The sequence below is a fragment of the Rickettsia endosymbiont of Villa modesta genome, assembly GCF_964026485.1.
Taxonomy (GTDB): domain Bacteria; phylum Pseudomonadota; class Alphaproteobacteria; order Rickettsiales; family Rickettsiaceae; genus Rickettsia; species Rickettsia asembonensis.
On the sequence record NZ_OZ032157.1, the window covers coordinates 250547 to 275292 of the forward strand.

Genomic DNA, 24746 nt, shown 5'->3' on the forward strand with positions numbered 1-24746 from the left:
TAACTCTCTTTCAACTACTTTGAAATTAAATTAACTTTTAAATTTACGATATTGATGTTCCGGGCTAACTAATTCATCTAAACTGACCATTGTTATTTGATGCTCTGACATTTTTTACTTTCTTATTTTTTTATCACATTATAACCTTTTACTCTTCATATCTCAACACTCCCATGATGTAATAAATGCACCAAGTGGCGGTCAAAAGAAAAAAATTGGAATCATTAAAGCTATAATTTCAAACCCTAAAATATTAATTTTAGACGAGGTGTTTGCCAATCTTGATAAAATATCTATAGAAAATGCACAACAAGCTTTAAAAGAATTTTTACCGGAAACTTTAATGCTTGTAGTACATCATGACGGTAAATCTCATGATTATACCTCTAGTAAATGAAAAATTGTCAAAGAAGTCAGCAAGTGTTATTAAGTAAGAATGGATTTATAGAAAATTAACATCAGTAGAAAAAGAAGAATTAAAGCTTTACCATAGAAGCAAAGGGATAAGAGGATTTGTGATAGAATCAAAGCTGTTCTCATGTATGATGATAGCTATAGTATTGATGAGATATCGAAAGTGTTATTACTGAGTGATGAAGGGATAAGAAAACATTTAATAGATTATCATAATGCTCAGAAGCTTAAGCCTGGAAATGGCGGTAGTGATAGTAAACTTACTAGACAGGAGGAAGCAGAGTTAATAGTTCATCTAGAAAATAATAATTATGTGTATGCTAGAGATATAGGTTTGTTCATAGAACGTCAATATGGAGTAATCTATACATTAGCTGGGGTAATCAAGCTGTTACACAGACTTGGTTTTAGTTATAAGAAACTTAAGTTAATTCCTGGAAAAATAGATTTAGCTAAGCAAGAGGAATTTAAGCTGCAATATAGTTTGCTAAAAAATAATTTAGCTAAAGATGAGTCTATTTATTTTATGGATAGTGTTCATCCTCAATACCAAACTCGAGCAAGATTTGGTTGGATTAGAAAGAATGTAGTTAAAACATTACCAAGTTTCAGTGGTTGGAAGCGTAAACATATTATTGGTGCTATTAATCTTAAGGATTTAGAGGTAGTAACAACTGACAATCCTAAGGTTAATGGTGATTATATTATTGAATTTTTAAAGGAATTAGAAGCAAATAATCAAGATAAAAGTAAGATTTATTTGATATGCGATAATGCTGGATATCATAGGTCAAAAAAGGTAAAAGAATATCTACAATACAGTAAAATAGAGTTACTATTTTTGCCAGCATATAGTCCTAATTTGAATCCAATTGAACGACTGTGGAAATTTATGCATTCTGTTGTAAGTAACAATAAATTTTATGCGAATTTTGAGACATTTACTGATTCTATACGAATATTTTTTGAAAATATTGAAAAATATAAAAATAAAATTTCTTCATTGGTAAATGACAATTTTCAAACCATTGTGCCTAATCATTTTAACAACTCTTCATGTTGAAGAAGTATATAATAATTTTTATGATCAGTATATAAATCTTGAAGATTTGTACGCTGAAATAAAATTATTAGGAGAATAGCTATTCTATTCAAACCTATATACTTTACTTTTCATTTATCATAAGTATACTTCTTTAACTTGAAAAGTTGGCAAATGAATATTTAGATGAGCGAATAATCAATGTTCTTATGGATAATTAATATCTAATACTACCAATTCTTCAGGTAAAAGAAGTATATATACTAAATCTAGGTGTTCAATTATGGGAGTTTTTTAAGATTTCTTTATAGACTTCAAGGTTTTTTCTTAGCATCAGATCAAGAGAGAAATTATTAATTACCGTATGTCTTGCTGCTTCTTGGATTTTCTTAGCAGTATCAGTACCTAAAATCGAGAAGCAATAATCGATTTTCTCTGCTAACGCTTCGGCATTATTTGGTTCTACGTGGAAACCGGTTATATTATTATTTATCGTTTCTACTGCCCCGCCGATATTAGTTGCAATAACAAACTTCTCCATCGCCTGCCCTTCTATAATAGTACGTCCGAAAGCTTCAGGCTCGATTGAGGCAGAAACGATAATATCGGAAATCCCGTATAGGTTTATTATATCCGAATCATTACCGAAAATTTGAATTTTATTTTGAAGTTTTAGAGTAGCTATAAGCTCTTTGACTCTATTAGTAAAATTGGGATGTCTAGATATATCACCAACCATTAAACAATAAAAATCTCTATGTTTTAACTTACTTAATGCTTCTACTAGAACAAGATGTCCTTTCCAGCTTGTCATTCTAGAAGGCATTAATATCATCGGCACGTTGCTCGGTACATCATATTTATCACGACATTTTTTAAGTTTTTCAGGCGTTAAATTTGCCGGATCAAAATAATCACAATTTACTCCACGCTCAATTACTACTATTTTGTCTTCATCAACTTTATAGTTTTCAAGCAAATGTTGTTTTACAAAATTGGATACAGCAATAACTTTCTCGCCTTTTAGCATTATGCTATTATAATATTTTTTAAAACTATTCGGAATATTATAAACCCCATGAAAAGTAGTCAGAAATTTAGCGTTCGTCCATTTTGTTGCTAGATATGAACTCCATGCCGGTGCCCTTGATCTTGTATGAACTATATCAACATTATATTTTTTGATTATTTCTGCTATCAATTTTGCATTATTCAGAATTACAAAAGGATTTTTACTGCTACTATTCATTTCAATATACAATATATCTTCCTTATCTAACTCTTTAACTAGAATACCGCCTGCTGAAATTATGATAGGAGTATGACCGAGAATTTTAAGATATTTTGCAACTTCTATAGTACCTCTTTCAACCCCTCCCGAGACTAGAGCAGGAACTACTTGCAAAATAGTATATTTATTGTATCGTTTACTTGACTTTAATGAAGGCATTAAATCTCAATCTATTAAAATAATTATTTAAAATGCACAAGCTTTATAATAAAACACAAGACAAATTTATTGTCTATGATAATTATAGAATAATTAATACAAATATTCCATCTGTAATTTTTTTACACGGCTTGATGTCTAATATGCAATCAACTAAGGCTATCTATTTAATAGATTATTGTAAAAAAAACAATTATAATTTTATTGTTTTTGATAATTTCGGCCATGGAAACGCATCAGGACAATTTGAGGAGCAAACAATTAGTGATTGGTTAGAAGGAGTATCACTAATTTTAGACAAATTAATTGATACGAAGGCAATATTAGTAGGTTCGAGCATGGGAGGATGGTTAGCACTTCTTGCAGCTTTAAAATTTCCTGATAAAATAAAAGGGCTTGTGTGTGTAGCCCCTGCTCCGGATTTTACTGAAGATATTTGGCAAAATATATCTCTAGACGATCAAAATAAGATGCAAAAAGAGGGAATATTAGAAGTAAGGGGTAAAAATTGTGAGCATAAATATCCTATAAGCTATAAACTGATAGAAGATGCAAAAAAACATTTATTATTGATAAAGAAACAGATTGATATAAATATACCGGTACATCTAATTCATGGAATGTTAGATGAAGACGTGCCTTATAATGTTTCAGTAAAATTATTAGAAAAAATAATAAGTAAACAAATAGTAATGAAGCTAATTAAAGACGGTCACCATAATTTATCTAGAGAAGAAGATTTAAAGGTAATGACAAATTCCTTAGAAGAAGTAATACAGCAAAAAAAATAAAGAATATGTATAGTAAAATAAATAAAGTTCATGATTTTAAAGAAGTTATAGAAGCGGTAAAACAAGCCGATAATACTAGCTTGGTGCTTTTTGATGTAGATGAAGTAATTGTAATGGATAGTGATGAATCTAGGTTAACACATGATTATAGAAAAGAATTCATGAAGAACATTGAAAAAACACTTACTAGAAAAGAATGTGAATTATTACTTAGCGTTATTCTTAAAGGAAAAAAATCTAGGTTCGTTAATTTAGATATTTTAAAAATATTTACTCTACTTAAAGAAAAAAATATTCCGGCAATGGGGCTTACTAAACTTCCTACCGGTAAATTCGGCGTAATTGAAGATATGATCGAATGGAGAATTCGTGAACTCACTGAATTAAAGGTAAATTTTCAAGAATTTTCACCTTTAGAAGATGAAATAACAATCGAGGATTTTAATATCGGTTACGGTAAACCTACATTAAAAGATGGCATAATTTATACTGCGGAATATGATAAAGGAAGCGTACTTGAATATGTATTACGCAAAACAGATTATTATCCGCAATCAATAATATTTATTGATGATATAGAAGAAAATTTACTATCATTACAAGAAATTTGTAAGAAACTAAAAATTAACTATCAAGGATTTGAATTTATGGGTTCTGCTATCGTTCCTGAACCTGATCTTGATGAACAATTAGAAAAAATCAGATTTGAAATTCTAGAAAAAGAATATAAATGGTTAACGGATGAGGAACTTAAAAAGTATACTTTGTCATAACTTGGAGGTATTGTTGCGTGGGCCGGTAAACCCACTCTGTCACCCCGTGGCTTGACCACGGGGTGACAGAGGTGAAATCCATCCACGCGGGTAATACCTAACGCAGACAAACTAACTAGATGACACCTATTCAACTTATAGTATAATATTATGCCCGCAAAACTTATTGTTCTTGTTACCTTACTTAATTTCCCTTTCTACTATAGCAAGTAAAAAGGAAGAAGAAAAAATTACAGGAGTAAAAGCAACTAAAGTACAAATTGCCGAACTTTACGACATATTTAATATTGTAGGGCAATGCCAGAATGATAATAGCCGTGATTATTATGCTAATGCCATTGGAGTAGTTGAAAAAGTCTCAGCACATCAAGGAGAAATAGTAAAGAAAGGAGATATATTGCTAGTTATAGATAAAAACATAGCAGAAGCCACTAAATCTAGAGCAGCAGCTTTATTAAATACAAAACAAGAAGATTATAGTAGAAAAGAAGCTTTATTTGCTAAAAAATTTGTAAGCAATGAGGAATATAAAAGGTCAAAAAGCGAACTTGAAGATGCTAAATTTAATTATTCTAAAGCTCTAAAAACATATAACGACATGATAATTACTGCACCCTACTCCGGTAAAATAGGCGTAATGAAGTCTATGGTCGGTGATGAAGTAAAAATAGGCAACTATCTTTTTAGCATTACCGAAACAGAAAACTCACAAAGTATTTTTATTGAATTGCCGGAGTCTTTAAGCGGAAAAGTTGGAGTCGATACTGAAGTTTTAATTGCAGGAAAAATTAAAAGTACAATCGGGGCAGTATCGCATTACTTATCAGATAACGGTACTTTAACAGCTAAAATTATTTTACCTATGGGGACAAAAATCCTGCATAATAGCTTCGTAGATGTTACGCTTATAATTAATCCTCACAAAAATCTAACTGTTCCTGAAAGTTGTATTCAACGAAATAATCAAGGTAACTTTATTTATAAAATAGACGGTGATACGGTAAAACAATTATATGTAAAAATCGGCACACGTACAGAAGGTCTAATTGAAATTACCTCTAACGATATTAAAGAAGGCGACTTAGTCGTTACCGAAGGTATGACTAAAATCGGCAACGGCTCAAAAGTTAAGATAATTGAGGAATAGTTATTTATATATGCTTTCTAAGCCATCTCTGTATTCTAGAGATTGTTGCACGTATTCCTTCTTGCCTTATAGAAGTAATAGTTAACAAAATCAAAATTTTTGTCACAAAGCAATAGGTTTGTATTTTTTGAATTACATAATTATTGTTGAAAAAAGAAATATTACTTTTTTTATAGTCTTTATTTTTATTTTCTAATAATCTTAATTGTGTAACAGCCGCTAATAACAAATTAATAGTAAACGGACTAAATTTACTTAAATAAGGATCATTAAGAACGTAAGAAGTAATATTTATTAAACCTACTGAATATTTATTTGGGTCCATAAACGTATTAGTACCACCGCTAATTCGTACTTTAGACAATTCTTTGTCTATACCACCTATTGAGTTTTTACTAGCAATAGATATCCATAAACAACAATCTTCACCGCTTCTTATATTTTCAGGAAATAAATTTTCTTGGAATAATGTCAAAGTTCCCATAACTGTCGGCATTGCTATTGGACAAGTTTGTATAACTTGAGGAAAAACATTTCCACTAAAAAACCCAGAATGAACAGATTCTATATATTTTCCTTTTTCATTTATTTTTTGATATGAAGTATGAGAAAATATAAAATTATTTTCTTCCATAAACTTTAATTGGATTTCTATTTTATCCTTATAAAATAAATCGTCTGAATCAAGGAAAGCAATATATTTCCCTATAGCATTTTTAATACCTAAGCCACGTGCAGCAGCAGGTCCTTCATTTTTTTTATGAAAATATCTTATTCTTTTATCTTTTTTGCATATTGAAGTTAATTCTGATATATCATCAGTCGATCCATCATCTATTATAAGTATCTCAAAATTTTTGTGTGTTTGAATAAGTACACTTTCTATAGCTTCAATTGCCCAATTTATTCTATTATATACCGGTATAATAACACTAACTTTAGTATCATGTAGTACTTGCTTAGCCATAGTATTTGCTAAATCACAAGCTTTTTTATACGGAGTATTATTTGATAAAAAAGTAGCTGTACGAGTTAAAAATAAATAAGGAGAACTTTCCATTTTGATCATTTCTTCTTCTGTTAACTCGTGAAGAAACGATGACCATAATACATTACATTCTTCATTATGATTTGATATTTTTTTACTACCTTGCTCTGAATGAAAACGAGATTTAATTAGGATAGACTCGTCAAAATGAATAGGGGCAACACGGAGAATTTTAAACCATAAATCATAATCTTGCGTTGTCGGTAAAGCTTCATTAAATATACCGATTTCATGAAAATATTTAGCAGGAATTAATAATGAACAACCATGTATTAATCCTCGTAATAAAGGTAATAAAGAAATATTAAGTTTATTTATAGGTAGCACACTATCCGGTTTAATATAACGTAAAGAGCTTCCTTTTTCATCAATTAATTCATAACCGCCATAAATAATAGTATCTTTATTATCTAATTTATTTAATATGTTAACTTGATGCTCGATTTTATTAGGATAATATATATCATCATGGCTAAGCCACGAAAAATACTCCCCTTTCATGTTTTTTATACCGTAATTTAAAGCCGAACCACAACCACCGTTTTCTTTATGAAAATAGCGTATTTTATCACCGTATGATAATGCTACATTTTCTGTCTCTCCATTATCTTTAGAGCCATCATTAACAACTACAATTTCAATATTTTCATATGTTTGGGCTAAAGCACTATCTATCGCTTCACGCATATAATTAGCCCCATTATAGACAGGTATAATAATGGAAACTAAAGGACAATAAATATTTAAAGGTTTATCTTTTTTAGTTATCATAACTTTTAGAAACAATTTATAAAATTTTAGTTTTATTGTGGCATTGCTAACTAAAGAAAGATAATAATAAAAAGCTCGATGTCATCCCGTGATTTATGAACTAGAGCCAGTTAAAAATACTAAATTTATTAGTATTTTAAGTTATTTTCCTAGATCTAGTTCCCAAGCCACGGGATGACATCTCTCTTTAGTTAGCAATGCCTTTATTGTTTAAATTTTCTATATAGCTTTAAAAAAATAGATTTTTCTTCTTCACTAATAATTAGTTTCTTTTTAAGAATTTTTATTTCTTCTAAAGCATTATTTAATTTCATAATTTAAGTTTTTCTCTTCACTATTTTTAAATGCATCTCTAGCTTGCAGCAATTGTTTTAATATATCTTGGAATTGCAAACCTAATTTTTCTAAAAATTCCGGAGCCCAAGCTGAGATTGGATAGTTAAATAGTTGTTTTATAGGCTTTAAGTCTGAGTTACTGGATACACAGATTATAGAATTAGGAGGATTTTTTTCAGAATGTGTGTCGTTAGTTACGCCATCTAACCCTTCATATAAAAATTCTTTATTCTTATATGATTCAAAGTCTTTTTCAGTAATCCAATGAACTAAGTGATGTATATTACCGTCCGGTTCATTAAAAGGTACATTTACTATTAATCGTTTTTTATACTTAATATTAAGTACTAGATTTAGCCCCTCTTCAATATGCTCAAGTGCATGTCGTGATACGATATAGTCGTATCCTTCTGCCTTTTTAATAAAACTAACTAAATCAGATTTAATATATTTTATATTAGATGCTCCATAATTTTGTTCAGCATAAATTATAGATTCTTTACTAATATCTATTGCTGTAATTTCTACTCCTAATATATCGCTTAGCATGAAAGTTCCGTGTCCTGTTCCACAACCTATATCTAAAATTTTTATTTTTTGATTTAGCATTAATGGACTATTAAGTATATCGGCTTCTATAATTTTTTTAAAAAATTTATAACTACTTTTATGACGAATTACCTCTAAAACATCATGAGTTTTCCCAGGAATTAATCTTTCACCATCATTATAAATTTCTTCTAATATATACATATTTTAATTATTATAATTTTAACAAATATTCGGCGATAAATGCAGCAGGGTTTTCTACAGGATCAAGCATCTTTTTAAATTGATTTCTGCCACTACTATTTTCATGATAAGGTAAATAATGATTTTGCTTAATAAATTCTATATAGTTAATAATATCTTGCGGCTCATAAGCAAAATACATATATTTTTTTAATTCTTTAGATAGAGCATTGCTATTAAATTCATTATTCCAACCATTACTTAAGTAAATTATAGGCTTATCGGCAACTACTACTTCAGCAAGAGATGAAGTACCGTCACTTATTATAATATCCGACACCATTATATCATCCAGTAACGACCTGAATGCATGTGTAGAAACAGTAACATTCTTTAAAGAGTTAAATCTACTTAATATATTATCCATATCACTTTGGCTTAAGTAATTTTTACTGACCGCATAGGTAAATAGTGTAACATGTGGTCTTATAATAAAATGAATATCAGGATGTTGTAATGCATAATTATAGAAAAAATAGTGATAATTTAAGAAAGTAGAACCTCCTTCATATAAATCTCTATTTTTAAACGATAATTCCCATCTAGGAAGCCATAAAATAGTTTCCGAGTTTGGTTTTTCTCCAATGTTATCATTTCTTACTTCATAGTATGGTTGATAACCTGAAACAATAACTCTATCCTTAGGAAATTTATAATTACTAATAAAGATATTCTTTGTACTTTCTGAATCAACAAATACCGTCTCTATGAAACTTGATAACTTATCATCATCAATATTTTTTTGATGAAAGATATGCGGACCATAGACTATATACATAATTTTTGTTTTAGTTCCTCTAAAACTCTTATACAAATTAGCAGCCGTAAAAGGTTCTGATATATAGCCTTGAAAATTTTCGTAAGGGTTTTGCGTAAAGATAAAATCCGGCTGATAATTTTTTAATTCAGAAATTTCACATTTTGTATTAACATTTGAATAAGAAGCATACTTACCGCATGGATATATCACATCTTGTGTATCAAATTTACTAATAAACTCGGTATCTATTCCTCCTTGAATATTGGGATGAGGATGAGGTACTATTACAATTTTGACATCATGACCTATTTTTTTAATCTCATTATACATTGCGTATACGCCTTTGCCGCCGAATGTCTCTGTACTAACAAGAAAAACTATTTTTTTATAAGAATTTTCTTTGGAATAGCAAAAAGAAGATATAAGAGTTATTAGTAAAAAAACACTTAAAAATAAAGTGTTAGGTTTTATTAATTTAAAGAATTTCATGTTTTTGATATGATAATAATGAATAGGATTACTTCTTAAACCATACTGTGCGATTAACATACTCCACATAACTTAAAACTATACGCAATATTTTCTTTGATACAAGACCCGCTTCGGCATAATCCGGCACGATATCTTGCAAGCGTTTATTATTCTCGTGTTCTTCCGTAATAGCTTTCACCGATTGTAGTACCCGTTCAGCTTTAAAGCCCGACATAATAAGCGTTCCGGCATCCATACCTTCAGGACGCTCATGTACCTCTCTAATATTTAAAGCAGGTAAATTAAGTATTGATGCTTCTTCAGTAATAGTACCGCTATCGGATAAAATACAAAACGCATTCATCTGGAGTTTAACGTAATCTGTAAAACCAAAAGCCGGTAAAAACCTTATTTTATCACCAAGCTCCTTAAACCCCTCTAAATCCTCAAGCCTTTTTTTAGTCCTTGGATGTGTTGAGAAGATTACGGGGAAATTATACTCTTTAATAAGCGTTTGTAAACTACTTAATAATTCTTTCAGATTACTTTTGACGTCGACATTTTCCTCACGATGTGAGCTAATTAAGAAATACTGCTTTGCTTTTAACGATAATTTATCTAAAATATCCGACTTTAATATTTTAGGCATAAAGCGATCAAGGACCTCAGGCATATGCGAACTTGATTTAAAAATAAGCTCAGGCGGCAAACCTTCAGCAATTAAATAACGTCTTGCATGCTCGGTTAACGTAATGTTAACGTCGCTAATATGATCAATGATTTTACGGTTTATTTCTTCAGGTACACGCTGATCAAAACAACGATTTCCTGCTTCCATATGAAAAATCGGAATTTTACGGCGTTTAGCAGCAATCGCCGATAAACACGAATTAGTATCGCCGTAAAATAAAACGGCGTCGGGTTTTTCTTTCTCAAGTACCTCGTCTACTTTTTTGATAATAAGCCCGATAGATTTTGCCGTATTATCTGCCGCTACTTCTAAGAAATAATCAGGCTTTCTAATTCCCATATCATCAAAAAAAACCTGATTTAATTCATATGCATAATTTTGACCGGTGTGAACTAGGAGGTGATTAGTATATTTATCAAACTCGGAAATCACGCAGCATAGTTTAATAAGTTCAGGACGAGTACCGACAATCGTCATTACCTTAAGCATTTTTTAGCTCCTCTTGTACGTAATCAAGCGTCAGTAATAACTCTTTTACTTCTTCTAAATTTAAACGTTTTGTATTATGGGAAGTGTAATCCTCTAAAAGAGCTACTTTCTTTTCACCTTCAACAAAATATTTTGCATAATTAAGATCACGCCCGTCCATAGGAATACGGTAATAATCCCTTAAATCATCAACTTTTGCCATTTCTTCAGATGATACTAGCGATTCGTAATGTTTTTCGCCGTGACGTGTACCGATAAAACGTATTTCATTTTTACTATCGAATATATCTTGTAACGCTTTTGCGAGTACTTCAATTGTACTTGCCGGAGATTTTTGTACGAAAATATCTCCTTGATGTCCATGCTCAAACGTATATAAAACTAAATCTACGGAATCTACAAGCGACATTAAAAAACGTGTCATTGACGGTTCTGTAATGGTTAATTCCTTACCTTGTTTTATTTGATTGATAAAAAGAGGAATTACCGAACCACGAGATGCCATAACGTTACCGTATCTAGTGACGCAAAGCACAGTCTCACCTGGAGAACGCATACGTGCTTTTGCTATTGCTAACTTTTCCATTAATGCTTTAGATAATCCCATTGCATTAATTGGATATACAGCCTTATCGGTACTCAGTACAATAACTTTTGTAACTTTGTTATTAATAGCAGCACTTAAAACATTTTCAGCACCTAAGACGTTAGTATTGATTGCTTCCATAGGATAAAACTCACAAGTCGGAACTTGCTTTAAAGCGGCGGCATGAAATACATAATCTACACCATGCATTGCCTCATCAATACTTTTATAATTACGTACATCCCCGATATAGAATTTAAGTTTTGAGTTATTTAAAGCAATACGCATATCCTCTTGCTTTTTTTCATCTCTACTAAAAATTCTAATTTCCTTAATATCATTGATAATATCGGATTTAAGAAAACGAGAAAGCACCGCATTACCAAACGAACCGGTGCCTCCTGTAATCATTAAAGTTTTATCTACAAACATTATTTATTTAGTACCTTATTTTATTATTTTTTTAAAATGGTGTCATACCGTGGTCAAACTGGTCTTGTTGCATTGATCGTTTTATGTCATTCCCGCGTAGGCGGGAATCCAGTAAAACCTATAAAAAACTTGTTTTTTTAGGTTTATTTTTTAAATAAATAACTATTTATATCGACATTTGAAGTTATTTTTCTGGATTCCCGCCTACGCGGGAATGACATTGAGTAGTTTTTCCTATCCATACAACAAGCCCGATCAAGCGAACTAGGTGACAAGAGCGGACAAACCTATATTCGCAATGACGGCCTTACTACCCAAACTCACACATAAGCCTTACAAGCTCACGCCACTCTGGAGGCATATATCCCGTCGCTTCATTAAAACGAGTAGCATCTAGCGAGCGATCTATTACAAGCTCATCTGACGGAATAATATCGATTTCTTTATTATATATTTCCGCTACTAATTTTAACAATTCTAACTTATTAATCGGTTTTGATGCAACATGATAAAGCCCATGCAGTTCTTTATTCGGTAATACAAAATCCCTTATTATTCTTGCAAGCTCTACTGTCGGAAATCCTGAATAAATAGCTTTTTCAAAGCCTTTCACTTGCCCTTCTGCACTTAAAAACCAATTGATTAAGCTTCTATTACCTGCTAGCTCATGACCTATAATGGAAGTACGCAGCGTAATAGCATGCGGATAATCTACTTCGCCAAGGAATTTAGAACGACCGTAAAGGTCATAACAGTCAGGAAAATCGCTTTCCTTATAATTACCTTTTTTGCCTGAAAATACACAATCAGTACTAATATGGATTAACCTTGAATTAGCTAATTTACATAAATTAGCTAGCCTATGCGGTAGCAAACTATTGATCGGCAATGCTTTTAACGGATCGTTTGCATCAGCTAATTGCTTTACAAGCCCTATACAATTTATGACGATTTCGGGTTTTGCTTTATTAAATACCTCAACTAACGAATCATGATTCTCAACATCTACATTTGTAATTAATTTATCGGATAAATCTTTAGAAAAATAAGAACGAGTGGAATTATTTCTAGCTGTCGCATAAACGTCAAACTTACTATCCTGACTTAAAAATCTAAACATACTGTTACCCAGCATACCGGTAACACCTAGAATTAATATTTTCATGATATATTTTATTTATTTTGCATCGTTTCTATCATAAATAATATATCTTTACAATAAGGTTTTTGAAAAGCTAGAAATTGTATAATTATCAACGAATTAATTTAATATTAGCGTTTTTTATTTTAAGTCCTGCCCATATTTTATCACTAGTATATATAGCTATATCATAATATATACCGGTAGCAATACAGACTCTATCGCAAAGCGATAAGCCATATTCTTTAGTATAACTAATTAATTTTCCTGCTAGAATTGCAATGTCTTCAGAAAATGGAATAATTTCCGGTATAATATCAGTTATTATTTCATCTATTTCATGTGCAGGAATATTTGCTCTTGTAAGTACACTAACAAATTCACTTAAATTAACACTTGATATACTACTACTTGCTATAATATCTTCTAATAATTTATAGCCCGGTTCTCTCTTTAAAAGTGCAATAACTGCAGAAGTATCTAATATAGCCTGCTTAGATTTTACCGGTGTTTTATTCTTTTGCAGCATCTTCTTTTCTCATAAGCTGTAATTCTTTATATAAATCAACATCTTTATACTTATCCAATATGTTTCTTGCTTTTTCTATATTTGAATGAAAACTCGATATTATTAATTCCGAATCGTTATACTTAATTGTTACCTCGTCTCCTATTTTAAGTTTTAATTTCTGTCTTACTTTTATAGGAATAGCAAGTCTACCGTTATTATCAATATAACTTTTTTGTACTATCATAAAAAATAATTAAATTAATTTTTTTGAACTTTTTTATATTTTATTCTTTTTGATGAAATTAATCAATTTATTAAATTGATTAATTAATAATTTTTTGATTTTAAATCTAAAACCTCTTAATCGAATCAAGCACGGTTTCAAGAATCATACTAGCAGCTACTGCATCATCATTGTTATTACGGTCTTTTCTTTTAACACCGAATGATTTAAGGAAATTATTCGCAGCTTTTGTAGTTAGTCTTTCATCTTGTAAATATATAGGCAAGTTTATAGATTTTGTTAATTCTTCTGCAAATTTCATCACTATATTTGTTTGCTCCGTTACTGCTCCGTTCATATCAATCGGTAGACCTACTACAACACCGCAAACTTTATATTTTTCTATAATATTAAGCAAGGAAGTAATAACGATTTTTTTATTTATCTCAATTATAGTGTTTAAGGGCATAGCAATACTACGTTCTTGATTAGATAATGCGATTCCGAATTTTTTGCTTCCGTAATCAATAGCGATAAGCGGAGCATTTGGTATTAAAAGCTGATAAAATTCTTGAAGATTTTTTATGATCATGATAGTTATAAAAATTACTTTATTAATTATTATATATGCTAAAAACTATTCAAAAACATTTAGATACGAAATTAATTAAATTATCGGCTATTTTAGCCTTTATTTATTGTTTGTTATTTAATACCGCAATATTGATTTATAAATTTGATTATTATAAAGCAACGATTTTTAGAGGGATATTAGAGCTATCAAAAGATTTTTGTTATATTTATATATTTTCTTTTATAGCATTTTTTGGTCTTAGCGTACATAAATTAGTGTTAAAAATCGGCGTAGGGTTTTTATTTATAACATCCGCTATTGCTAGTTATTACATTTATTTCTTCAAAATCAATCCTACTAAACAAGTAATAGGTAGTTTTTTCTCAACGGATTTAAACGAAGTTTATGAATTAGTCAGCATTAAATTAATAATATGGATAATTTTTTGCCTTTTTAGCTGTTTTTATACTCTCAAATCTTTTGCTGCCGAAAATTCTAAATCATTCGTAACAAAATTATTATCTGCCGCTTGCTTACTTATTTTTGTATATAATATTATTACTCCTTCATTTAAGATACTAAAAAATTATTTTCCCATTCAGTATTTACATAATGGCTACCTTAATTTTGCCGGAAACCTAACCGGTAAAAATTATGCATGTATAGATATTAGTAAGCAATATAACTTTATAGATAAATCAGATAAAGATATTATCGGTGTTTTAGTTATAGGAGAATCGGCAAGATTTGATCATTTCGGTATTAACGGTTATGAAAGAGATACGACTCCTTACTTAAAAACTGCCCAAAATCTAACTTCTTTCAAAGCTAAATCCTCTTCTAATCTTACCTATCTTTCCGTACCGTCATTACTTTCACGTTATCCTGCAAGTCAAATTGAAAATACTAGACAAGAGAACAGCTTTTTATCAATTTTAACAAATCTTGGCTTTAATACTACCTGGATCGGTACTCAAACTTTAATGAGGAGTTTCGCAAATTTTGACCTAAGTAATATATATAATGACGTTAATTTTACTATAGTACCGGGCGGCTCTGCTCTATTTTCTTTAAATGATCATGATGAAAAAATATTGCCTTTTATAAAAGAAATAATAACAAATTCAGAGAAACAATTTTTAGTAGTTCATACCTCAGGAAGTCACTGGAACTATAACGCAAGATATCCTAAAGAATTTGAACATTTCACTCCTACCTGCCCTATTAAAGTTAAAGGAGATGCAAGTGATTGCGATAAGCTTGCTTTAGTTAACAGCTATGATAATTCAATTTTATACACCGATTTTTTTTATCTAATTTAATAGATTTGCTTAAAGATAAAAATGCATTTTTACTATATGTATCCGATCACGGCGAATCGTTAGGAGAAAATGGTTATTACGGTCACGGTGGTCCACTACTTGCAGAACAAATAACAGTGCCGCTTATAGTTTGGGTATCAGATGATTTTAGAGAAAAATATCCTGAATCGGTAGACTCAATTAAAAATTATGCTAATACTGAAATTAGCCATGATTATGTATTTCATTCAATCCTTGACTGTTTAAATATAGATTCCGACATAGTAGATAAAGACTTAAGTATATGTAAATCTAGTTAAAAATTATTGAATTATTAAAAAATTTATATATAAATTAAAATCTCAATAATTATATAATTTATTATTATGTCTGATATACCTAAACTAGACGACTATTATTATAGATTTTTACAAAGTATTTTACTTAAAACACTGGAACAAAATAAAGCCGCTGAAACTTATTTATTACAGAAAGATTTTAATAGTGCTTTAAATGAGATAAAAAATATAAATGAACAACTTGAAGAATATTCAAGCATTCTTTCTTTACTCAAAGTAATTAAAACCCATTTTTTTGATAAAAAAATATATAATTTTAAGTACCGTTTAATTTAAATCCTTTTTTTATTATTAAAAATAATATAGAGTGGAAATAAAAAAAGGTATTGAATTATGGAATATGCATTATTAATTTTCAGTATTATAGCGATTTTAGTTATAATACAAATGGTTAAAGTTGTACCTCAACAACAAGCATGGGTAGTAGAGAAATTGGGGAAGTTTGACAAAGTACTACAACCCGGTTTAAACTTACTAATCCCTGTTATTCAAAGAGTAGCATACAAACATACTTTAAAAGAAGAAGCCATAGATGTTACCGCTCAAACGGCTATTTCAAATGATAACGTGACATTATCTATTGACGGTGTTTTATATGTTAAGATCATTGATCCGATGGCAGCATCTTACGGGGTTAACAATCCTTACTATGCTATAACGCAGCTTGCTCAAACTACTATGCGTTCGGAAATCGGTAAACTTCCTTTAGATAGAACTTTTGAAGAACGCGAAACTTTAAACGTAGCGATTGTAGCAGCTATTAATCAGGCTGCTATAAATTGGGGTATACAATGTATGCGTTATGAAATTAAAGATATACAGCCTCCTCAAACTATCCTTAAAGCTATGGAATTGCAGGTAGCGGCTGAGCGTCAAAAAAGAGCTCAAATTCTAGAATCTGAAGGTAATAGACAAGCAAAAATTAACCATGCAGAAGGTGAAAAAGCACAAATCGTACTGAATTCAGAAGCTTCTTATACAGATCAAGTTAACAGAGCAAAAGGTGAAGCTGAAGCAATAGGCTTAGTCGCTACCGCTACGGCAAATAGTATTGAGATTGTCGCAGCTGCCGTACAAAAAACAGGAGGAAGCGATGCAGTAGCTCTTAAAATAGCCGAGCAGTATATTAGTGCATTCGGTAATTTGGCTAAAGATACCAACACCGTAATTTTACCCGCAAATCTTTCAGAACCGAGTAGTTTTGTAACCGGAGCGTTAACTATATTTAACCAATTAAAAGCTTCTTCAGAAAAGAAAATAGATAAGTAGCAATTTATAAAGATTTATTATTGTAATAATAATTAGTTTTATATATCATATCAGATTATTAATTAATAAAAGGTTATGAATATGTCAGTATTTGTCGGCAAAACTGCTCCGGATTTTACAGCTAAAGCTATTATGCCTAATAATAATATAGACGAAAAGTTTAAACTTAGCGATTATGCTGCAGGGGATAATATAGTGTTATTTTTTTATCCTCTAGATTTTACTTTTGTTTGTCCATCGGAAATTATAGCATTTCACAATAAGCTTGGTGAATTTACCGAAAGACGTACTAAAGTAGTAGCTGTTAGCGTTGATTCTCATTTTAGCCATTTAGCTTGGAAAAATACTACGCATAATAAAGGCGGACTTGGACAAGTACAATTTCCAATGGTTTCCGATATAAAAAAGGATATTTCTTCAAAATATAACGTACTTAATGAAGACGGTGTTGCTTTGCGTGGAACTTTTTTAATTGATAAGGATTTCATAGTACGTCACATGCTAGTTAACGACTTACCTATCGGTCGTGATATTAATTATACATTAAAAGTAATCGATGCTTTAACTCATCATCAAAAGCACGGCGAAGTTTGTCCTGCCGGCTGGCATAAAGGTGAGGAAGCAATTACCCCGTCACATGAAGGTATAGCACATTATTTAAGCTCACATGCTGAGAAGCTGTAGTTTTTTACTGTGTCATACCAAGGCTTGTCCGGTCTTGTTGCATGGTTCTGATGTCATTCTTAGCAACGGCGGGAATCCATAAAAAAATAACCTTAACATTGATAAAAAATTATATTTTAACAAAATAAGCATATAAAAGCACAAATTTTTATACGCTTGACTGGATTCCCGCCTACGCGGGAATGACATACAGCACTAACCACTATCAAATAACCCTAAATAATGCTAAAAGAATTATTTTCTGCTCCTAAAATATCTTATGATATTGAAACAATTAATATTTTACGTCTTATTAGGAGTGAAAATATCGGTCCTAAAACTTTCTTTAGTTTAATTAAATTATTCGGTGATGCAGCAACTGCCATAGATAACGCTCCGGATTTTTCATTGCGAGGCGGAAAGTCAAAACCAATTAAAATTTTCAGTAAAAGTGCTGCTGAAAAAGAGTTAGAGCTTCGTGAAAAAGACAATGCTAAGATTATCACATATAAATCTCCGGAATATTCAAAATTATTACTTGAAATTTATGATCCACCTCCAATATTAAGCTATAATAGGTAATATAGAGTTATTAAATCATAATAAATGCGTTGCAATAGTAGGTGCAAGAAACGCTTCTGCAAACGGAAGAAGCTTTGCTCATAAAATTGCAAATGATTTAGTAAAAGAAGGGTATATAACTATTTCAGGATTAGCAAGGGGGATAGATAGCAGCGTACATCAAGCTGCAATTTCTCAAACTATCGGAGTTATTGCAGGCGGTATTGAATATATATCCACCAGAAAATAAAAAACTATTTGAAAATTTAGCAGAAGAAGGTTTAATATTAGCTGAGTTACCTATCGGCTCTACTCCGCGTGGAAAACATTTTCCACAGCGTAATAGGATAATATCGGGACTAGCCTTAGGAGTAGTGATAGTAGAAGCAAGCTTAAAATCCGGTTCATTAATAACTGCAAAATTTGCACTTGAACAAAATAGAGAAATATTTGCCGTTCCCGGCTTTCCTTTAGATCCAAGATGTCAAGGTACAAATAAATTGATTAGAGAGGAAGCATATTTAGTGGAATCAGTGGACGATATTATAGCTAATTTACCGCAATATGAAGAATTTATGAAAAAAGATGATGGATTATTTAAGGATTTTGTTGAGCTAGGAACAGTAAATACGAGATATGTTAAAGAACCGTCACAAAAGGAGCGTACTGCTATATTGGAATTATTATCGGCAGTACCTATAGATTTTGAATATTTACAAAAAGAAACGGAATTACCGCTTCCTATTATATATACGGTAATATTAGAATTAGAACTCGCCGGCAAAGCAATACGTCACGCCGGCAATAAAATATCATTAGTTTATAATAAATAGATGAAATTAGTAATAGTAGAATCGCCTGCAAAGGCAAAAACGATAAATAAATATTTAGGTGATGAGTTTAAGGTCATTGCATCATTCGGTCATATTAGAGATTTACCTTCTAAAAAAGGCTCAGTGTTACCTGATGAAAATTTTGCGATGAAATATGATATTTCCGATAAAGCCGGTAAATATGTAGATGCCATAGTTAAAGATGCTAAAAAAGCTGATGCAGTATATCTTGCAACCGATCCGGATCGTGAGGGTGAAGCTATCTCATGGCATGTTGCAGAGGTAATAAAAGAAAAGAATAAAGTTAAATCCGATGATTTTTTCAAAAGGGTAGCCTTTAATGAAATCACTAAAAAAGCAATTATTCATGCCGTTGAGAACCCTAGAAAACTTGATACTAACTTAGTAAATGCCCAGCAAGCAAGAAGAGCTTTAGACTATTTAGTCGGCTTTACCCTTTCACCTCTTTTATGGCGTAAATTACCGGGATGTAAATCGGCGGGACGTGTACAGTCCGTGGCTCTGCGATTAATATGTGAGCGAGAAGATGAAATAGAGCGTTTTAAGTCGGAAGAATATTGGGATATTAGCCTTAAAATGCAAAATAGTAATAATGAATTATTTACTGCTAAATTGACTCACGTAAACGATCAGAAGTTAGAAAAATTCTCAATTATTAACGAAAAAGACGCCAAAGATTTAACCGAAAAATTAAAATCTCAAAATTGTCATGTTGATAAGATAGAAAAGAAACAACAACAACGTCAGCCGCAACCTCCTTTTATTACTTCATCACTACAACAAGAAGCAGTAAGAAAATTAGGTTTTAGTGCTAAAAAGACTATGCAAATAGCACAAAAACTTTATGAGGGCGTTGACATAGGTAAGGAAACTATAGGGCTTATTACCTATATGAGAACCGACGGCGTTACATTATCAAATGACGCAATAGCTGATATACGTAAGTTAATCGATAAAAATTACGGTGACAAATATTTACCGACTAGCCCTAGAATTTACAAATCCAAAGTAAAAAATGCTCAAGAAGCTCATGAAGCTATAAGACCGACAAATATTACTTATACTCCTGATAGCTTAAAAGAAAAGCTAGAAAAGGATTATTATAAACTCTATGAACTAATTTGGAAAAGGACTATAGCCTGCCAAATGGAAAATGTGATAATGGATTTGGTAGTTGCAAGTTTAGCTTCGGAAAATAAAGAATATTTGGCAAAAGCAAACGGATCAACTATAGCATTTGACGGGTTTTATAAGGTTTATCGTGAAAGTGTGGACGATGAGGCTGAAGAAGAAAATAAAATGCTGCCGCCTTTAAAAGAACAAGAACCGCTTAAAACTAAAGAAATTATTCCTAATCAGCATTTTACAGAACCTCCTCCAAGATATTCGGAAGCAAGCTTAGTGAAAAAACTTGAAGAGCTTGGGATCGGTCGCCCTTCGACCTATGCTAGTATTTTATCGGTTTTACAAGATCGAAAATATGTTTCTCTTGAGAAAAAACGATTTATGCCTGAAGAATTAGGACGTTTGGTAACGGTATTCTTAGTCGGTTTTTTCAAGAAATATGTAGAATATGATTTTACTGCAGGTCTTGAAAATGAATTAGATGAAATAGCGGCAGGTAAGCTTGAGTGGAAAGCTGCTTTAAATAATTTTTGGAGCGGTTTTAACCATAATATTGAATCGGTAAACGAACAAAAAATAACCGAGATTATTAGCTATGTACAGAAAGCCCTTGATTATCACTTGTTCGGTGAGAATAAAGAATCTAAAGTTTGTCCTTCATGTAAAACAGGCGAACTTAGCTTAAAGCTTGGTAAGTTCGGAGCGTTTTTAGCATGTAGTAATTACCCTGAATGTACTTTCAGAAAATCTATTGTTAGCGGTAACGATAATAACGAAAATGAAGGCGACCTTGCCGCTACTCCTAATGAGAATAAAATTTTAGGCACTGATAAAGACGGGATAGAGATATATCTGAAAAAAGGACCTTACGGACCTTATATTCAACACGGCGAACAAGAAGGCAAAGTAAAACCAAAACGTAGCCCCGTACCTGCTAGCTTGAATCAAAACGACATCACACTTGAGATGGCATTAAAGCTTCTAAGCTTACCGCTAAAAATAGGTATTCATAAAGATAGTGGCGAGGAAATTATGGTAGGATACGGTAAATTCGGTCCTTACATAAAATATATGGGTAAATTTATTTCAGTGCCAAAAAAATATGATTTTCTAAATTTAAGCTTAGATGATGCGATGAAATTAATTGAAGATAATAAAGCGAAGTTAGAAAAGAAACAGGCGTAAGAATGTCATAATCGTCATTGCGAGAAGAATTACAACGTAATTCGACGAAGCAATCTCAGGATATTTGACGAGATTGCAACAATGCTACGCTCCTCGCAATGACGAGAAAATAGTACGAAACACTAAAAAAATAAGTAAAAATGACAAAAGTTATAACACGATTTGCTCCGTCACCGACCGGTATGTTACATGTCGGAAATATCAGGGCAGCATTGCTTAACTGGCTATATGCAAAGAAGCATAACGGGCAGTTTATTTTAAGATTTGACGATACGGATTTAGAGCGTAGTAAACAGGAATATAAAGACGCTATCGAAGAAGATTTAAAATTTTTAAGTCTTAATTGGGATCAGACATTTAATCAATTAAGTCGTTTAGGTAGATATGATGAAATCAAAAATCTATTACTAGACAAAAAAAGATTATATGCTTGCTATGAGACTCCTGAAGAGCTAGAATTAAAGCGTAAATTTCAATTATCTAAAGGTTTACCGCCAATTTATGACCGTGCTAGTTTAAATCTAACTGAAGAACAAATACAAAAATATATAGAGCAAGGAAGAAAGCCGCATTATAGATTTTTGGTAAATTACGAACCGATTAGCTGGCATGATATGATCAAAGGCGAAGTTAAATATGACGGCAAGGCTTTAAGTGATCCAATAGTGATAAGAGCAGACGGTAGTATGACCTATATGTTATGCTCGGTTATTGACGATATTGATTATGGTATTACTCATATTATTAGGGGTGAAGATCACGTTAGCAATACCGCTATTCAAATTCAAATGTTTGAGGCTTTAAATACTCCTCCTCCGACTTTTGGACATTTAAGCCTAATTATTAACAAGGATGAGAAAATTTCTAAAAGAGTCGGGGGATTTGAGATTGCAACTCTTAGAAAAGAAATCGGAATCGAAGCTATGGCAATAGCTAGCTTTTTTAGCTTACTTGGTTCATCGGCACAAATCTTACCTTATAAATCAATGGAGAAGCTAGCAAATCAATTTGAGATAAGTAATTTTTCTAAAAGCCCGACTATCTATCAGCCGGAAGATTTGGAAAGACTAAATCATAAATTATTGATAAGTTTAGATTTTGACGAAGTAAAAGACCGCCTTAAAGAAATCGATGCCGAGTATATTGATGAAAATTTTTGGTTATCGGTAAGACCTAATTTACAAAAATTACGTGATGTAAAAGATTGGTGGGAGATTTGTCATAAAACTCCGAATGTAGCAAATCTAAATTTAGATAAGGACTATTTAAAGCAAGCTGCAGAATTATTACCGCAAGGAGAAATTACTAAAGATAGCTGGAGTATTTGGACTAAAGAAATAACGAATATAACAGGCAAGAAAGGTAAGGAGTTATTTTTGCCTCTTCGCCTTGCTTTAACCGGTAGAGAATCAGGACCGGAAATCGCAGGTGTTTTACCTTTGATTGATAGAGAAGAGATAATAAAACGACTAACTAGTGCGTAACTCTCTATGTCATTCCCGCAAGGCATTGCCCGTGTGGACACCTAACCGTCATTGCGAGCGACTGAAAGGAGCATGGCAATCTCAGGACTATAGCACGAGATTGCTTCGTCAAAATTTTCAATTTTTCCTCGCAATGACGGATAAACAGGTCCATGCAACAATGCCTGCTCCCAATAACGATTGAGTATAACAATAGACTTCTTGCATAACCTATCTTATAAAGAGGAATTTGGAGGAAACACGGAACGCAGCACCACAGCGTATACCTCTAGTAAATGAAAAATTGTCAAAGAAGTCAGCAAGTGTTATTAAGTAAGAATGGATTTATAGAAAATTAACATCAGTAGAAAAAGAAGAATTAAAGCTTTACCATAGAAGCGAAAGGGATAAGAGGATTTGTGATAGAATCAAAGCTGTTCTCATGTATGATGATAGCTATAGTATTGATGAGATATCGAAAGTGTTATTACTGAGTGATGAAGGGATAAGAAAACATTTAATAGATTATCATAATGCTCAGAAGCTTAAGCCTGGAAATGGCGGTAGTGATAGTAAACTTACTAGACAGGAGGAAGCAGAGTTAATAGTTCATCTAGAAAATAATAATTATGTGTATGCTAGAGATATAGGTTTGTTCATAGAACGTCAATATGGAGTAATCTATACATTAGCTGGGGTAATCAAGCTGTTACACAGACTTGGTTTTAGTTATCAGAAACCTAAGTTAATGCCTGGAAAAATAGATTTAGCTAAGCAAGAGGAATTTAAGCTGCAATATAGTTTGCTAAAAAATAATTTAGCTAAAGATGAGTCTATTTATTTTATGGATAGTGTTCATCCTCAATACCAAACTCGAGCAAGATTTGGTTGGATTAGAAAGAATGTAGTTAAAACATTACCAAGTTTCAGTGGTTGGAAGCGTAAACATATTATTGGTGCTATTAATCTTAAGGATTTAGAGGTAGTAACAACTGACAATCCTAAGGTTAATGGTGATTATATTATTGAATTTTTAAAGAAATTAGAAGCAAATAATCAAGATAAAAGTAAGATTTATTTGATATGCGATAATGCTGGATATCATAGGTCAAAAAAGGTAAAAGAATATCTACAATACAGTAAAATAGAGTTACTATTTTTGCCAGCATATAGTCCTAATTTGAATCCAATTGAACGACTGTGGAAATTTATGCATTCTGTTGTAAGTAACAATAAATTTTATGCGAATTTTGAGACATTTACTGATTCTATACGAATATTTTTTGAAAATATTGAAAAATATAAAAATAAAATTTCTTCATTGGTAAATGACAATTTTCAAACCATTGTGCCTAATCATTTTAACAACTCTTCATGTTGAAGAAGTATATAATAATTTTTATGATCAGTATATAAATCTTGAAGATTTGTACGCTGAAATAAAATTATTAGGAGAATAGCTATTCTATTCAAACCTATATACTTTACTTTTCATTTATCATAAGTATACTTCTTTAACTTGAA

Annotated in this window: 21 protein-coding genes and 5 pseudogenes; 16 read left to right on the top strand and 10 right to left on the bottom strand. The window is 31.4% G+C overall.

All coding sequences use genetic code 11. The features are described from left to right. Positions 1–124: 124 nt before the first annotated feature. The 3 genes and pseudogenes from AC5584_RS01355 to AC5584_RS01365 all read left to right on the top strand — a co-directional run. A pseudogene (locus AC5584_RS01355) lies at positions 125–262 on the top strand (ABC transporter ATP-binding protein); the annotation flags it as partial. A gap of 6 nt (positions 263–268) precedes the next feature. Next, the gene (locus tag AC5584_RS01360) at positions 269–397 is read left to right on the top strand and encodes a hypothetical protein (RefSeq protein ID WP_499216595.1); all 129 of its coding nucleotides are present in this window, start codon (positions 269–271) and stop codon (positions 395–397) included. A 126-nt stretch (positions 398–523) separates the two neighbouring features. Further along, positions 524–1477 (top strand): IS630 family transposase, encoded by a 954-nt coding sequence (locus tag AC5584_RS01365; protein WP_499217084.1) that lies wholly within the window; start codon positions 524–526, stop codon positions 1475–1477. Between the two features lie 256 nt (positions 1478–1733). On the opposite strand, the gene AC5584_RS01370 is transcribed toward AC5584_RS01365, so the two are convergent. Next, a complete protein-coding gene (locus tag AC5584_RS01370) occupies positions 1734–2906 on the bottom strand; it encodes a glycosyltransferase family 4 protein (protein ID WP_499216596.1) in 1173 nt (390 codons plus the stop codon). Between the two features lie 32 nt (positions 2907–2938). Here AC5584_RS01370 and AC5584_RS01375 point away from each other — a divergent pair, with 32 nt between their 5' ends. The 3 genes and pseudogenes from AC5584_RS01375 to AC5584_RS01385 all read left to right on the top strand — a co-directional run bounded on the left by AC5584_RS01375 (position 2939) and on the right by AC5584_RS01385 (position 5617). Continuing rightward, a complete protein-coding gene (locus AC5584_RS01375) occupies positions 2939–3697 on the top strand; it encodes an alpha/beta hydrolase (protein WP_499216597.1) in 759 nt (252 codons plus the stop codon). A 5-nt stretch (positions 3698–3702) separates the two neighbouring features. Then, the gene (locus AC5584_RS01380) at positions 3703–4470 is read left to right on the top strand and encodes a DUF2608 domain-containing protein (RefSeq protein ID WP_499216598.1); all 768 of its coding nucleotides are present in this window, start codon (positions 3703–3705) and stop codon (positions 4468–4470) included. A 147-nt stretch (positions 4471–4617) separates the two neighbouring features. Then, positions 4618–5617 (top strand): annotated as a pseudogene (locus AC5584_RS01385) (efflux RND transporter periplasmic adaptor subunit). Between the two features lie 4 nt (positions 5618–5621). Here the strand turns inward: AC5584_RS01385 and AC5584_RS01390 are convergent. The 9 genes and pseudogenes from AC5584_RS01390 to ruvX all read right to left on the bottom strand — a co-directional run bounded on the left by AC5584_RS01390 (position 5622) and on the right by ruvX (position 14460). Continuing rightward, complete coding sequence (locus AC5584_RS01390; RefSeq protein WP_499216599.1) at positions 5622–7436, bottom strand: glycosyltransferase family 2 protein; 1815 nt, start codon at positions 7434–7436, stop codon at positions 5622–5624. Between the two features lie 600 nt (positions 7437–8036). Then, positions 8037–8519, bottom strand: a pseudogene (locus AC5584_RS01395) (class I SAM-dependent methyltransferase); the annotation flags it as partial. Between the two features lie 16 nt (positions 8520–8535). Then, on the bottom strand, positions 8536–9882 hold the full coding sequence (locus AC5584_RS01400) for a hypothetical protein (RefSeq protein WP_499216600.1): 1347 nt from the start codon (positions 9880–9882) through the stop codon (positions 8536–8538). Next, on the bottom strand, positions 9842–10975 hold the full coding sequence (wecB, locus tag AC5584_RS01405) for a non-hydrolyzing UDP-N-acetylglucosamine 2-epimerase (RefSeq protein WP_499216601.1): 1134 nt from the start codon (positions 10973–10975) through the stop codon (positions 9842–9844). Before wecB ends, AC5584_RS01400 begins: the two co-directional genes overlap by 41 nt. Next, positions 10968–11993: a UDP-glucose 4-epimerase gene (gene capD, locus AC5584_RS01410; protein WP_499216602.1), complete on the bottom strand. Its 1026-nt coding sequence runs from the start codon at positions 11991–11993 to the stop codon at positions 10968–10970. The genes wecB and capD overlap by 8 nt, the downstream gene beginning before the upstream one ends. Before the next feature lie 310 nt (positions 11994–12303). Then, complete coding sequence (locus tag AC5584_RS01415) at positions 12304–13158, bottom strand: dTDP-4-dehydrorhamnose reductase family protein (protein WP_410527217.1); 855 nt, start codon at positions 13156–13158, stop codon at positions 12304–12306. A gap of 88 nt (positions 13159–13246) precedes the next feature. Further along, a complete protein-coding gene (locus tag AC5584_RS01420; protein ID WP_499216603.1) occupies positions 13247–13663 on the bottom strand; it encodes a PIN domain-containing protein in 417 nt (138 codons plus the stop codon). After that, positions 13647–13889, bottom strand: coding sequence for an AbrB/MazE/SpoVT family DNA-binding domain-containing protein (locus AC5584_RS01425; protein ID WP_499216604.1), 243 nt, complete (start codon positions 13887–13889; stop codon positions 13647–13649). The genes AC5584_RS01420 and AC5584_RS01425 overlap by 17 nt, the downstream gene beginning before the upstream one ends. Before the next feature lie 106 nt (positions 13890–13995). Further along, positions 13996–14460, bottom strand: coding sequence for a Holliday junction resolvase RuvX (gene ruvX / locus AC5584_RS01430; protein ID WP_499216605.1), 465 nt, complete (start codon positions 14458–14460; stop codon positions 13996–13998). A gap of 35 nt (positions 14461–14495) precedes the next feature. On the opposite strand from ruvX, the pseudogene AC5584_RS01435 reads away from it, so the two are divergent. The 10 genes and pseudogenes from AC5584_RS01435 (at position 14496) to AC5584_RS01480 (ending at position 24603) form a co-directional block, all read left to right on the top strand. Continuing rightward, positions 14496–16063: pseudogene (locus tag AC5584_RS01435) on the top strand (phosphoethanolamine transferase). Between the two features lie 66 nt (positions 16064–16129). Next, positions 16130–16378, top strand: a complete 249-nt coding sequence (locus tag AC5584_RS01440; protein ID WP_499216606.1) for a hypothetical protein — start codon at positions 16130–16132, stop codon at positions 16376–16378. A gap of 57 nt (positions 16379–16435) precedes the next feature. Then, complete coding sequence (locus AC5584_RS01445; protein ID WP_010423399.1) at positions 16436–17371, top strand: SPFH domain-containing protein; 936 nt, start codon at positions 16436–16438, stop codon at positions 17369–17371. Between the two features lie 81 nt (positions 17372–17452). Next, positions 17453–18055, top strand: coding sequence for a peroxiredoxin (locus AC5584_RS01450; protein ID WP_499216607.1), 603 nt, complete (start codon positions 17453–17455; stop codon positions 18053–18055). Between the two features lie 222 nt (positions 18056–18277). Beyond that, complete coding sequence (locus AC5584_RS01455) at positions 18278–18616, top strand: DNA processing protein DprA (protein WP_499216608.1); 339 nt, start codon at positions 18278–18280, stop codon at positions 18614–18616. Positions 18617–18650: 34 nt separating this feature from the next. Next, positions 18651–19092: pseudogene (locus tag AC5584_RS01460) on the top strand (DNA-processing protein DprA); the annotation flags it as partial. Between the two features lie 78 nt (positions 19093–19170). Then, on the top strand, positions 19171–19428 hold the full coding sequence (locus AC5584_RS01465; RefSeq protein WP_499217085.1) for a DprA-like winged helix domain-containing protein: 258 nt from the start codon (positions 19171–19173) through the stop codon (positions 19426–19428). After that, positions 19429–21759, top strand: coding sequence for a type I DNA topoisomerase (topA, locus tag AC5584_RS01470; protein WP_499216609.1), 2331 nt, complete (start codon positions 19429–19431; stop codon positions 21757–21759). A gap of 140 nt (positions 21760–21899) precedes the next feature. Then, entirely contained in the window at positions 21900–23243 is a 1344-nt protein-coding gene (gene gltX / locus AC5584_RS01475) for a glutamate--tRNA ligase (protein WP_499216610.1), read from the top strand. 406 nt (positions 23244–23649) lie between these two features. Next, a complete protein-coding gene (locus AC5584_RS01480; protein ID WP_499217033.1) occupies positions 23650–24603 on the top strand; it encodes an IS630 family transposase in 954 nt (317 codons plus the stop codon). Positions 24604–24746 lie beyond the last annotated feature (143 nt).